This window comes from Neobacillus dielmonensis (genome assembly GCF_000612665.1).
Lineage (GTDB): Bacteria > Bacillota > Bacilli > Bacillales > Cytobacillaceae > Neobacillus > Neobacillus dielmonensis.
The window spans coordinates 63,838-77,626 of record NZ_HG942081.1; the positions used below are offsets into that span (position 1 = coordinate 63,838).

Genomic DNA, 13,789 nt, shown 5'->3' on the forward strand with positions numbered 1-13,789 from the left:
TATTAACGCGGTGAACTGTTAAAGTAATTAGATGTAATAAGAGGCTGCCGAAGGGTTTTTCGACAGCCTGAGCTGACTAATTAGTCAGCTTTTATTCAATACTACAGAAAACAACCGGGCAATTTTCACAGCCGATTTGCTGTCTCAGATATTGAAGATTATGAACGGTAATTTTCTTTTTATAAATTGAGATTAATCCATCATGTTTTAAGTCCTTAAGCAAGTGGTTAATGCTTTCTCTTGTTGTTCCACAAAAATTTGCTAGTTCTTGGTTGGTCAAAGAAAGATTGATTAGGATGCCATCTGTCTTTTCAATCCCGTAACTGTTTGTCATTCGAATTAAAGTAGAATATAGAGCTCCTTTTTTGCCGTATAAAATTAAATCGCGAAACTTCATTTGCGTCTTTCTTAGATGGTCACTCAACCATTTAATGAATTCAAAGGCTAATGCACTATCCTCGAACAGTTTCTGTTCAATTGTTTCTTTACGAACGACCGCTATTTCCCCATCCTCAAGCATTAAGGCACTCAGCAGGTATTTAGGTGATTGGGTAAACAAGGTTAATTCACCGCAAATTTCATTCTCGCTGCAAATCCGTAAGGAAAGTTCACGCCCTTCAGGACTAAGCTTACTGATCTGAATCTTTCCCGAGACGATTAAAAATAATTCTCCGGCATCTTGTCCTTCTTGAAAAAGATATTGTCCTTTTTCCACCTTCATGGTTCGATCGGCTATATGTAATAATTCTCTGATTTCAATCGACTTGGTCGGTTTTAGTGTGCCAGGCATAAAACTCCTCCTTGACATTCGGTCATGGATTAAAGTTTATCACACTGATAAAGTGTTTTTTGTTTATTTCAAGGGTAATTATGAACAGTTTGTGAACTATATCTTTGGTGTGAAGTACTTCACATCCTAGAAGACAGTCCATTTTTTACGATGTTACTAAAGCAAATAGATAGCTTGAGAAACTTACTTGAACCTTGAAAAAAGAGGAGTTGGTTTATATGAAAAACAAAGCCTTACAATTGCCATTGCAAACATTTAGTTTGATTGCCGGATTTATGGTCTGGGTCATTCTATCCTCATTAATGCCATTCATTAAAGAAGAAATTTATTTAACCAGTAACCAATTAACCTTAGTAACTGCAATACCAGTCATTTTGGGTTCTGTGCTTAGAATTCCGATCGGCTATTGGACCAACCGGTTTGGTGCCCGTAAACTGTTTTCAATCAGTTTCATGCTGTTGCTATTTCCTATTTTCTATATCAGCCAGGCAAATTCCCTAACCGATTTAGTTATTGGCGGCCTGTTTTTAGGGATAAGCGGCGCTGTATTTTCTGTAGGAGTAACCTCGTTGCCTAAGTACTACCCAAAAGAGCGTCATGGTTTTATCAATGGAATCTATGGTGCAGGTAATGTTGGTACGGCTATTACAACATTTGCTGCACCAGTTATTGCCACGCAGTTGGGTTGGAAGACAACGGTGCAGTTTTATCTCATTCTTGTATTGGCCGTTTCTTTATTAAACTTTTTATTAGGCGATAGAAATGAACCGAAAGTGGTAACGCCTTTGTCCCAACAAATTAGAAGCGTGTATAAGAATCAAAAACTTTGGTTTTTAAGTTTATTTTATTTCTTAACCTTTGGGTCGTTTGTGGCGTTTACTGTTTACTTGCCAAACTTTCTTGTCGCGCAGTTTGGTTTGACTAAAATCGATGCTGGAATGAGAACGGCCGGGTTTATTGTTCTAGCCACCGTATTTCGTCCCATTGGCGGCTGGCTAGGGGACAAATATAACACTTTTAAAATTCTGATGGTGGTGTTTACAGGACTTACATTATCAGGTATATTGCTTGCGTTTAATCCAACGCTATCGTTGTATTCGGTAGGGTGTTTAACTGTTGCGATATTTGCGGGCGTTGGAAATGGTGCAATTTTCAAATTGCTGCCGTTGTATTTTTCCAAACAGGCCGGTATTGCTAATGGAATCGTGTCTGCCATGGGAGGGTTAGGCGGATTTTTCCCGCCACTCATGCTTACCTTCTTATATAATTTAACTGGGCATTATGCAATTGGATTTATGGCACTTTCACAAGTGGCCAGCGCCTGTTTAATTCTTGTCATTTGGATGTATTTTCAGGAACGACTGACCGTTTCAAATCGTGGTGTGAAAAATACAGATAAAACCATCATGCTTGTAGAGTAAAGGAACGAAAAACTAGAACGGCGTACGGGATGCGTACGCCGTTCTTTATACTTCCGAAGCCGACAGAGTGGTTGCGAGAAAATACCCCATATGATATTCTATTTCTCTATTAAACAAGTTTTTTAACGTTAGATTGTAGACAAGGGGAAACACCGTGAAAAGAAAACTCATAATAATAGGGATTGTGGTTGTTTTGTTCATAACAATTGGGCTAGGGATTGGCGGTAATTATTTTTATAATGTCGCCATCAAGCGAAGTGCAGATGCACCAGCATTGCATGGCGGCGGGAGCAGTAAGGCAGTAGCAAGTTTAAAACAAACTCCGGAACGGCAAACAAAAATTGCTGAACTTTTAAAATGGACCAACCAGCAGAAGTTTGAAATTGTCCAAATAAAATCTTTTGATGGATTGACTTTAAAAGCACGTTTTCTAAAAAATCCAAACTCAAATGGCAGGGCGGTTATATTAGCCCATGGTTATAGGGGCAGCGGTGAACAAATGCAAGGCATTACTAAGTATTATTACGACTTGGGATATGATGTTTTAAAACCAGATGCCCGAGGCCATGGTATGAGTGAGGGAGACTATATTGGATACGGCTGGCATGAACGAAAGGATTATGTTGACTGGGTTGATTTTTTAAAAAAAGAAAAGCAAGAAGATAGAATCTTCCTTCACGGATTTTCGATGGGAGCGGCTACCGTTCTGATGACATCTGGGGAGAAGCTTCCTGATGAAGTAAAAGGAATTATTGAGGACAGCGGCTATACGACGGTAATGGCCGAATTGTCGCACCAATTAAAATATTTGTACCATCTTCCGGTCTTTCCTATTATGGATGTGACAAGTATCATCACCAAAATTCGAGCTGGATATTCGTTTAAAGAAGCTTCGGCACTCGACAGCGTGAAGAAGAATAAATTGCCATTATTTATCATCCATGGTGATCAAGATGATTTGGTTCCAACCGAAATGGCCCAAGAAATCTACAAGGCGGCTGTGTCCGATGATAAAGAAATCTGGTTTGTTCCAGGTGCTGGGCACACAGAGGCATATACCATTGCAGAAGAGGAATATCAGAAACGGCTAAAAGCGTTTCTAAACGGCTCTCTTGGGTCACAATAATGAACAAACATAAGGTGTACAGTTTTTGTACATCTTTTTTCTTTTCTTATGATTTAATTATCTTAAGACATTCCGAAAATAATATAAATGAACGATACACTAAGATTAGATTCACCTAATCTATATAAGGAGAGGCATAAACATGGATTCTAAGTTTGAAGATGGCTATAAAAAATACGAGTCAAAAGCCAGTGAGTACATGAATGATAAAGAAAAAGCAAATGGCTTGTTAAAACAAGCGATTCATAAAGCGAATGATAAAAAAAGTAAATTAAGTGAGGTATGGGACAAACTGCAGCTGCTGTTTGAAGTATTTCGCGCATGGATTAAAGGGGAATACAAGGAAATACCAACCCGTTCCATTATTATGATTATAGCTGGGATTCTTTACTTTGTATCTCCTGTCGATTTGGTCCCTGATTTTATTGCGGGATTAGGTCTAGTCGATGATGCTGCAGTCATTGGTTTTGTACTCAAGTCCATTTCGAAGGACCTTGAAAAATTTAAAAGCTGGAAAGAACAAGAGGAATCTACTTAAGCGCGTACAGCGCTTTTTTCTTTGCTCAAATAACAAATTCAAAACCAAATTTGCCATTCTTGACTTTTATGAGACTTTTGTAACATAGAAAATCGTTTATAGGCAAAAAATAGCTACGATACGGTCATTAATCAAATGAGGTGACAGCATGAATCCCTACATAGAAGTAAAAGGTGTCTCTAAGATATTTGGCAATAATCCAAGAGCTGCCGTTGAATTATTAAAACAGGGTAAAACCAAAAAGGAAATTTTAAAAGAAACCGGACAAACAGTCGGGGTGAAGAATGTATCCTTTGCTATCTATCCTGGTGAAATCTTTGTGATAATGGGGCTTTCAGGAAGCGGAAAGTCCACCCTAATCCGCATGTTTAACAGACTAATAAAGCCCTCAATCGGAGAAATCTTAATTGAAAATGAAGATATCGTCAAAATGAGTGACGCACGCTTAAGGGAGGTAAGACAGAAAAAAATCAGCATGGTGTTTCAGAACTTTGCACTGTTTCCTCACCGAACCATCCTGGAAAATACAGAATATGGGCTCGAAATTCAAAAAGTCCCGCCCGAAGAACGGAAGGAAAGAGCATTAAGAGCATTGGAGGTCGTCGGATTAAAAGGCTATGAGAACCAACTGCCCAAGCAGTTGAGCGGCGGCATGCAGCAGCGGGTCGGTCTTGCCCGGGCACTGGCCAGTAATACTGCCGTTATTTTAATGGATGAAGCTTTTAGTGCCCTCGATCCCTTAATCCGAAAGGACATGCAGGACGAATTACTGGAGATTCAAGAAAAATACAAGAAAACAATCATTTTTATCACTCACGACCTGGATGAAGCGTTGCGCATTGGAGATCGGATAGCCTTAATGAGGGATGGAAGTTTAATTCAGCTTGGGACTCCAGAGGAAATCCTCATGAACCCAGCCAATGAATTCGTGGAGAAATTTGTTGAGGATGTCGACTTATCAAAGGTGCTAACGGCCTCCCATGTAATGAAACCAGCAGAAAGGGTTGGGGTGGACAGAGGTCCGCGGGTAGCATTGGAAATCATGCGGAAGCAAGGATACTCCAGTATCTTTGTCGTCGATCGCCAACGGAAATTATTGGGCGCGATTACCGCTGAACAGGCTCGGCAGGCTATAGCTATGAATCAATCGGTTGCGGAAGTCATGACAACTGATATTCCAACGGTTACCGGAGATACTTTACTGGCCGACCTGATGGATCCAATTGCCACATCAAGCTTGCCCATCTCTGTTATAGATGAAGAACACAGATTAAGAGGGGTTGTCATTCGCGGCGCCGTTATTGGGGCCTTGGCCGGAAATAAAGATTCCTTGAACGATTTGGAGAGTGATTAATATGAACGTGCCAAAAATCCCTTTAGGACATTGGGTAGATGAGCTGGTCAAATGGGTCACCGTCGCCTTTGCCGGACTTTTTAGCGTATTAACCACTGCAATTGAAGGTTTGTTAGACATCCTCGTTGATGTACTAAGTGCGGGGCCCCCGATTGTATTAATCATCATCTTAACTTTATTGGTCATTTATACAAGCAGGTGGCCATTAGGAATATTTGCTTTAGTAAGCTTACTCTTGATCGACAATCTTGGCTACTGGGATTCGAGTATCCAAACAATAGCAATCGTTTTATTATCGGGACTTTTGACGATTGTCGTTGGGATACCTGTAGGAATCTGGTGTGCCCAAAGAAAAACGGTGCATCGGATTGTGACACCGATATTAGACTTTATGCAAACCATGCCGGCCTTTGTGTATTTAATTCCATCCATCTTATTTTTTGGCATTGGGGTGGTTCCGGGCATTATCGCTTCGTTTATTTTTGCAATCGCACCAACGATCCGGATGACAAATCTGGGGATACAGGAGGTTCCGAAGGATTTAATTGAGGCGGCGGATGCCTTTGGTTCGAGCAACAGCCAAAAATTATTCAAGGTTCAATTGCCGATTGCGACACCAACCATTATGGCTGGGGTTAACCAAAGTATTATGCTGGCTTTATCTATGGTTGTTACCGCTTCATTAGTGGGGGCGCCAGGGCTGGGCGCAGACGTATACCGGGCTGTCAGCCAAATTGATGTCGGCCGGGGATTTGAAGCGGGGTTGTCGATTGTATTCATAGCCGTCATCCTGGATAGAATTAGCCAAAACTTGCGGAACCCGGCATATGGAAAGGTCATTAACAAAAAAATTGTCTTTATCATTTTAGCCGCCTTGGTCGTTGTGACAGCAGTGGTGACAGCCATGACGAAGGAGACAGCAAAGGATAAAGGCGGAAATGGTGTTGGAGCTGAAACCGATTATCAGATTATCGGAATTGAGCCTGGAGCAGGCATCATGGCCCAGACACGTCAGGCGATAAAGGATTACAAACTGGATGATTGGGAGCTGCAAGAAGGATCTTCGGCTGCGATGGCGGCCGAATTAAGCAAGGCTTATAATCAAAAAAAGCCAATTATCGTAACCGGGTGGGCACCGCACTGGATGTTTGCCAGTTACGACTTGAAATTTCTGAAGGACCCGAACCAAACTTATGGTAAGGAAGAAGCCATTCATACCATTGTCAGAAAGGGATTGGAACAAGATGCTCCGGGTGCCTACACCATACTCGATCAGTTCTCCTGGAATACGGAGGACATTGAGAAGGTTATGTCAGACATTAAAGACGGTACCGAACCTGAGGATGCGGCGGATAAGTGGATTAAGTCCAATAGCGATAAAGTGGCAGGATGGACCAAGGGAGCGGCACCGGGCAGCGGACAAACCATCAACCTGGTCTATGTGGCCTGGGATACAGAAATCGCCAGCAGCAATGTGATTGCAAGGGTAATGGAACAGAATGGGTATAAGGTGAAATTGAGCCAAGTAGAGGTTGGTCCGATGTTTGCTGGTATTGCCAACGGTAGCGCTGATGCTATGGTAGCGGGTTGGCTGCCAAGTACACATAAAGAATATTACGACCAATATAAAGCAGACCTTGTCGATTTAGGTCCTAACCTTCAGGGAACAAGGAATGGATTGGTTGTACCAAAATATATGCACATCAATTCCATTGACGATTTGAAGTAATCATGAAAGGCCATTCCTTCGGGGGATGGTCTTTCTTTTTATGATAAAACTGCATTCCTATGTATAATTATAAACGCTTAATCTAAGGATTCTTTAGTAAATTCTTTCTTTAAAAATGAAAACGCTTACCAAGTGAAATAGTAAATATTCAAAAAATATTCAAAAAAAGGATTGTCAAACTATTAAATATTAAATATAATCTATCTATCATAGATGTAATAAAATATAACATGAGATGGGAAGGAAATGTGACATGGGCGAAACGCTAACTTCAAACACAGCTTTAACAGCAGCTGCATTGGAACAAATTAAAGCAACCATAAAAGAAAAGAGTGTCGAATTATTACACCTACAATTTGTTGATATTGAAGGAATCTTAAAGCACGTCACCGTTACGAGCGAACAGTTGGAAGATGTAGTAGAAGGAAAAATCATGTTCGATGGCTCCTCTATTAAAGGATTTTCGCCAATCAATAACTCTGACCTTTACCTTCAGCCGGATTTAACTACTTTCGCTGTGCTTCCTTGGACAGTTGAACAGGGATATTCAGAAGGACGGTTCTTATGCTCTGTCACAAACCCAGACGGATCGCTTTTTGAAGGAGATACAAGAAATGTTTTAAAGAAAACAGTAAAACGTGCTGCAGATAATGGATATACCATTTCGGTTGGGCCCGAGTTGGAATTTTTCTTGTTTAAAACAGATGACAACGGCTACGCAACACAGGAAATTAGTGATAAAGCTGGTTATTTCGAGCCATCACCGCACGATCTTGGTGAGCGTGTTCGTCTAGAAATCTATCGTGCCTTAAAATCAATGGGCTTTACGATTGAAGCGTCTCACCACGAAGTAGCCGAGGGCCAGCACGAAATCAACTTTAAATATGCTGATGTCCTAACCGCAGCAGACTTAGCTACAACTTATAAATGGGTCGTAAAAACAGTGGCAAAGAAGTTTGGTTTGCATGCCACCTTCATGCCTAAGCCGGTATTCGGTATAAACGGTTCGGGAATGCACGTAAACATGTCTCTGTTTAACGAAAGCGAAAATGCATTCTTTGATCCAGAAGATACACTACAGCTTTCAGAAAAAGCATACCAATTTATTGCCGGTGTACTAGTGAACGTCAAGAGCTTTGCAGCAGTAACGAACCCGCTAGTAAACTCTTACAAGCGTCTTGTTCCGGGCTATGAAGCACCAGTTTATATTGCATGGTCTGCTTCAAACCGTTCTGCGCTAATCCGTATTCCTGCCAAAAAAGGACTGGCAACACGTGTGGAATTACGCTGTCCAGATCCATCCTCTAACCCTTACTTAACATTTGCGGTAATTGCTTCTGCTGGTTTGGATGGAATAGAAAAAGGTTTGGAAGCACCAGCACCAATCAATGATGATATCTTCCATATGTCTGACGAAGAAAGAGCGTTCAGAGGCATTGAAAACCTGCCTGGAAGTTTAGCTGAAGCGGTAAATGAATTGGAAGCAGGAGAAATTGCTTTTAATACACTTGGCGAGCATGTATACAATGAATATGTGTCCATGAAAAAAGCTGAATGGGACAGCTACCGTACAGCAGTTCATGCATGGGAAATCGAAAACTATCAATCTAAGTTTTAAGCATCCAGCAGGGATGGGTTGTCTTCCGGCAATTCCTATCCCTGTTTTTTTATTTCTAAATAGAAATTAATAAGTTTGAAGGAAATAAATGGTTCTTCCCGAATATTATTGAGTGGGAATTTATTACTAATTAGGGTGAATTCCTGCTTATAAATAAAGGGGGAGAAACGGATGAAGAAGTTTTGGCAAGTGGGGTGGATTTTCCTTGTTTTATTCGTTTTTTTAGCTGGGTGCAGTGAAAACGAGCAAACAAAAGGGACACCTAAAAAGAAAGAGAGCAATGAGCAGACGGTAAAAAAGGGTACACCAGAATGGACGATGCAGGAAATTAAGAAGGCAGTGGCGTTAAATGACAAAGAATTATTTATGAGTTATCAAAATAAGGAAAATGAGCTCTTTTACAAAGAACAGCAAAGATGGATAGAAGAAGCGAGCTATAGGAAAAAAGAAGGATTCGACTTTTCAACGGAACTATACAGCTTTCATCCAGAAAACGATACAACCGGAACAGTCAGCTTTGGTGTGATGATGAGTGACACAAAGCATGGAGGAAGCACGAATGTAGTGAACTATCAGATGATTAAGGTGAAAGATAAGTGGGTTTTGAACGATCTGCCGTTTGATTCCATTACTGACGATGCGAAGAATCTGACTGTCTATTACATGAAAGGCCAAGAAGAGGCCGCGCAACAGACCTTAAAGGATGCTGTTGATTTGGTTGCCTTTTACTCAAAGCAATTTAACTGGAAACCGAGTAAGATTTCAATCAAAATGTACCCATCAGTAAAAGAGATTTCAGCTACGGTTCCTTGGATAAGCGTAGCAGCATGGAATGAAAAGGGCGAGTCACTTAAAATGACGACAGAGCAGCCAAATAATAATATGTTTAGTAGCTTGGCGAATGGCCTTGCACACAAAATGGTTGCAGACATGACCAATGATAATGCCGCTCCATACATCCTAGAAGGTTTTGGGATGTATATTGAAAGCAGTATCGTTCGGGATGAAACGGGCAATATTACATTTGATTCCAAATTGGCAGAAGACCAGGCTGTGATGGCGACTCAAAATTCAAAAACAGTTAAAACCATTGATAAATTGGCGTCTCTTGGTACGACCGATCAAGATATGTCGTTGTATCGGGATGGGTTCTTAATCTCCCATTATTTCATTAGTTCAAAGGGAATGCCGGAATATATGAATATGTTAAACTACTTATCAAAGTTTAAGTATAGCGATCAACGCCTCGAACACAAGATGGAAACCAATCAAAAGCGGACTTTGGAAGCCGTAGAAAAGATATATGGCTCGGCGGAGAAAATTTCGGAGGAAGTTAAAAAATTCTATACAAAATAATCCAGAGGAACTATGGAACACGGCGATGAAATTGCCGTGTTTTTCTTTGTTTAAACTCCGAATTCCAGGAAGAAGTGGTAAAATTTAAAGAAGGAATAACAACCTAGGGGTGAAAAGAATATGAAAATGATTGATGCTCATATTCATTTAGATCAATACAAGGACGAAGAAGTCAGGTTAATACTAGATAATTCAATCTTGATTGATTCTTTGGTCACGGTGTCTAATAACATAGAATCGTGCAAGCGTAATTTGCAGCTGTCAAAGCAATATTCCAAGATAAAGCCTGCATTTGGGTTTCATCCAGAACAGAACCTGCCATCGGAACAAGAGATGACTGATTTGCTTGATTGGATGAACCGACACCAAACGGATATGATAGCGGTAGGAGAAGTCGGTTTGCCATACTACTTAAGTCGAGACCAAAAAGTGTCTATTTCACAGAAAGGCCGATATCTCGAAATCCTCGAGACGTTTATTTCATTAGCAAAGGAATGGGATAAGCCGATTGTTTTGCACGCCGTCTATGATGACGCACCGCTTGTCTGTCGATTATTAGAAAAGCATTCTGTGACAAAGGCACATTTCCACTGGTTTAAAGGGGATGAACCTACGATTTCCAGAATGTTGGAGAATGGCTACTATATTTCCGTTACACCAGAAATCGTCTATAAGGACAAAATCCAGAAAATAGTGCATCAATACCCCTTAGATTTATTAATGATTGAAACAGACGGTCCTTGGCCGTTTGAAGGTCCGTTTATTGGAAAAAGGACTCAACCGATCATGATGAGGGAGTCCATTGCAACTATTGCAAAAATAAAAAGTCTTTCAGAAACAGAAGTTTCAAAAAGGCTTTTACATAACACCAAGGGCTTTTATATGATTTAAAGGTTTTAAATCATGAAGAAATATGTGAAAAGGACCAATAGTTATTTTGAATATGACAATGAATTTATTTCAACTGTTAAAAAATTCAAAGGTCAACAACAAAACTAGGAACGATTAATTTTATGTAAAAAGGCGATATTCTCATTCTTGTCACATTATGTTCTGCATATTGTTTAACGAACTGTTATTCTTTAAATATAGAATTCCGTTACAATTTATCGGAGTACGAAATGGAATGAGGTGTTTGCTGTGGGGACAGCAACAAAAGTTTCTTTGAGAAAATTAGGAAATTCAGATATAGAAATCTCTCCGTTAGGTTTGGGTACTTGGCAATTCAGCAGCGGCAACGGAATGGTTGGACGGTACTGGCCGAGTTTAAAGGAAGAAGAGATGACTGAGATTGTTAGACTTAGTCTTGAAGGTGGAATCAATTGGTTTGATACAGCAGAAGTCTACGGGAAAGGCAAATCGGAGGAAGCCTTGGCGAATGCCTTGAATGCGCTGGGTGAAAAGTCAAAAGATGCCCTAATTGCAACTAAATGGTGGCCTGCTATGCGGACTTCATCTTCCATCACCAAGACCATCGATAACCGGCTTCAGTTTTTAAAAGGAAGGAAAATTGATTTATACCAAATTCATCAGCCTTTTTCTTTTTCTAGTGTTAAGTCGGAAATGGATGCGATGGCAGTCCTGTTGACAGAAAAGAAAATCCGGTCCGCTGGTGTTAGCAATTTTAATGAATCAAAAATGAGAGAAGCTTATGAAATCCTGAAAAGGCACGGCTATCCAATGGTCTCCAATCAGGTGAAATACAGCCTGCTTGACCGACGAATTGAAACAAATGGGGTAATGAAGGCAGCTAAAGAGCTAGGAATCACGATTATAGCCTACTCTCCACTAGAACAGGGCATTTTATCGGGCAAATTCCACGAAAATCCTGATTTGCTGAAAAACCTTTCGGGTCCTAGAAAGTATATGTCTCAATTCAAACCAGCCGGCTTAGCGAAAACGAAACCGTTGATTGATGTTTTGGAAAGATTGGCCGCTGAGTATGAGGTTTCCGCAAGCCAAATTGCTTTAAACTGGCTGATTCATTTCCACGGGGAAACGGTTGTAGCGATTCCAGGTGCTTCTAAACGGCACCATGCTGAAGAGAATATTGGCGCACTAACCTTTGAATTAACAAAAAAACAAATGAATGAAATTGATCAAATCTCAAAACAAATTTAAGCACCCGGCCCAGATTCAGATGAATCTGGGCTTTATTATATCCTGGGAGTGCCAAGGTTTAGATTTCTTGACAAGCGGAAATCTCCCCGCTTACTATTACTTGCATGGTTCTTCAATTAATATTTAGGAAAGGAAAAGGAGATAACAAAAATAGGAGGACTCAAAAAAGAATAAGCAATCATTACTATTTTTTAAGGAGAAGAAACATGTCACAGAAAACAACAAACCGTAAAATGGTAACTGTTGCTATGCTTGTCGCCATACTTTTAGTGGCGATTGATGTTACGGTTGTCAGTACGGCCACACCGAAAATCGTCAGTGACCTTAGTGGGCTAAACTTAATCAGTTGGGTCTTTGCCATTTATACGCTTACCACGTCCGTAACCACCCCGATTTATGGGAAATTGGCTGATCTTTTCGGGCGTAAGAAAGTTTTTATTACCGGTGTCATTTTGTTTGTGCTCGGATCCATGCTATCAGGCGCTGCACAAACGATGCACCAATTAATTTGGTTCCGTGCGATCCAAGGAATTGGTGCTGGTGCAGTGATGCCGCTGACCTTTACCATCATTGGTGACCTTTTTCCGGGCGAACAGCGGGCAAAAATGCAAGGAGTATTTAGTTCCGTATGGGGAATAGCGGGACTACTTGGTCCATTAATGGGCGGCTTTTTTGTTGACCAAGTAAGCTGGCGCTGGATTTTCTTTATTAACCTGCCGATTGGAATTGTCTCACTCATTTTAATCACCGTCTTTTTCCATGAAACACTTCATCAGAAGCAGAAGCCTAAAATTGATTATCTTGGGGCCGCGGCCTTTACTATTGGGATTTCTTCCCTGCTATATGCATTGTTAAATGCGGGGGAAGGGCAGAAGTATGATTGGAATTCTGCTCCTATCTATATGCTAATAGCAATTGCCATAATCTTTATTGTGTTATTTGGATACATAGAATCAAAAGCAGAGGAGCCAATGCTTCCGCCTTCATTGTTCCGGATCCCAGTGATTTTGGTTTCCAATATCGTAAGTTTTCTATCGAGTGCTGTCGTGATTGCGGTTAACGTCTATTTGCCGATGTGGATTCAATCCATTCTCGGCCACAGTGCCACAAGTTCAGGATTTACGTTAATGCCCATGTCAATTGCATGGCCGCTGGGTGCAACATTTGCCGGACGTTATATGTACAAAATTGGTTCTAAACTGACTGCCGTGCTAGGAGTGATTTTCATTGCTCTCGGAGCCACTTGGTTATTGGCCTTGGAACTGAATTCGCCGTATTTGTATTTTGTCGGGATTATGATTGTAATCGGTCTTGGTATGGGGTATGCCACAACTCCGACTACTGTTCTTGTCCAATCGGCAGTTGGCTGGCAAATGAGAGGGGCAGCAACGGCTTCCAACACGTTTACCCGGTCAATTGGCCAAACGGTTGGAATTGCGGTTTTTGGAACCATTTTTAACAATACAATTATCACATATGGAAAAGAACATGCTGGTGGCGTTAGTCCTTTAGTACTATCTCAAGGGATGCATCTTGTATTTATTTTGGTATTTTTCATCGGAATAGCCAATCTCATTGCGATCCTCTTCTTACCATCACATAAGAAGGTATTAGAACAGCAAAAGCAGGTTCAACAATAGAAAATATGCCGCCAGCATGGCGGCTCAGGCTGTCGAAAAACCCTTCGGCAGCCTCTTATTACATCTAATTACTTTAACAGTTAACCGCGTTAATAT

General features: G+C 40.8%; 11 protein-coding genes. 10 read left to right on the forward strand and 1 reads right to left on the reverse strand.

The window, feature by feature from the left end; all coding sequences use genetic code 11:
- Nucleotides 1-91: 91 nt before the first annotated feature.
- Nucleotides 92-790, reverse strand: coding sequence for a Crp/Fnr family transcriptional regulator (locus BN2425_RS19945; RefSeq protein ID WP_042463234.1), 699 nt, complete (start codon nucleotides 788-790; stop codon nucleotides 92-94).
- 218 nt (nucleotides 791-1,008) lie between these two features.
- Between BN2425_RS19945 and BN2425_RS19950 the strand changes: the two genes are divergently transcribed.
- The 10 genes from BN2425_RS19950 to BN2425_RS19995 all read left to right on the forward strand — a co-directional run bounded on the left by BN2425_RS19950 (nucleotide 1,009) and on the right by BN2425_RS19995 (nucleotide 13,693).
- Nucleotides 1,009-2,211, forward strand: a complete 1,203-nt coding sequence (locus tag BN2425_RS19950; protein WP_042463236.1) for a nitrate/nitrite transporter — start codon at nucleotides 1,009-1,011, stop codon at nucleotides 2,209-2,211.
- A 154-nt stretch (nucleotides 2,212-2,365) separates the two neighbouring features.
- Nucleotides 2,366-3,337 (forward strand): alpha/beta hydrolase, encoded by a 972-nt coding sequence (locus BN2425_RS19955; RefSeq protein ID WP_042463239.1) that lies wholly within the window; start codon nucleotides 2,366-2,368, stop codon nucleotides 3,335-3,337.
- Nucleotides 3,338-3,479: 142 nt separating this feature from the next.
- Nucleotides 3,480-3,875 (forward strand): YkvA family protein, encoded by a 396-nt coding sequence (locus BN2425_RS19960; protein ID WP_042463241.1) that lies wholly within the window; start codon nucleotides 3,480-3,482, stop codon nucleotides 3,873-3,875.
- A gap of 148 nt (nucleotides 3,876-4,023) precedes the next feature.
- A complete protein-coding gene (locus BN2425_RS19965; RefSeq protein ID WP_042463243.1) occupies nucleotides 4,024-5,229 on the forward strand; it encodes a quaternary amine ABC transporter ATP-binding protein in 1,206 nt (401 codons plus the stop codon).
- A 1-nt stretch (nucleotide 5,230) separates the two neighbouring features.
- Nucleotides 5,231-6,958 carry a glycine betaine ABC transporter substrate-binding protein gene (locus BN2425_RS19970; protein ID WP_042463244.1) on the forward strand — a complete coding sequence of 576 codons (1,728 nt, stop codon included), beginning with the start codon at nucleotides 5,231-5,233 and terminating at the stop codon, nucleotides 6,956-6,958.
- Nucleotides 6,959-7,211: 253 nt separating this feature from the next.
- On the forward strand, nucleotides 7,212-8,576 hold the full coding sequence (glnA, locus tag BN2425_RS19975) for a type I glutamate--ammonia ligase (RefSeq protein WP_042463246.1): 1,365 nt from the start codon (nucleotides 7,212-7,214) through the stop codon (nucleotides 8,574-8,576).
- Nucleotides 8,577-8,747: 171 nt separating this feature from the next.
- Nucleotides 8,748-9,932, forward strand: a complete 1,185-nt coding sequence (locus tag BN2425_RS19980; RefSeq protein ID WP_042463249.1) for a hypothetical protein — start codon at nucleotides 8,748-8,750, stop codon at nucleotides 9,930-9,932.
- Nucleotides 9,933-10,052: 120 nt separating this feature from the next.
- A complete protein-coding gene (locus tag BN2425_RS19985) occupies nucleotides 10,053-10,823 on the forward strand; it encodes a TatD family hydrolase (RefSeq protein WP_042463251.1) in 771 nt (256 codons plus the stop codon).
- Nucleotides 10,824-11,072: 249 nt separating this feature from the next.
- Nucleotides 11,073-12,053: an aldo/keto reductase gene (locus BN2425_RS19990; RefSeq protein ID WP_042463253.1), complete on the forward strand. Its 981-nt coding sequence runs from the start codon at nucleotides 11,073-11,075 to the stop codon at nucleotides 12,051-12,053.
- Nucleotides 12,054-12,259: 206 nt separating this feature from the next.
- Nucleotides 12,260-13,693: an MDR family MFS transporter gene (locus BN2425_RS19995; protein ID WP_042463255.1), complete on the forward strand. Its 1,434-nt coding sequence runs from the start codon at nucleotides 12,260-12,262 to the stop codon at nucleotides 13,691-13,693.
- Nucleotides 13,694-13,789 lie beyond the last annotated feature (96 nt).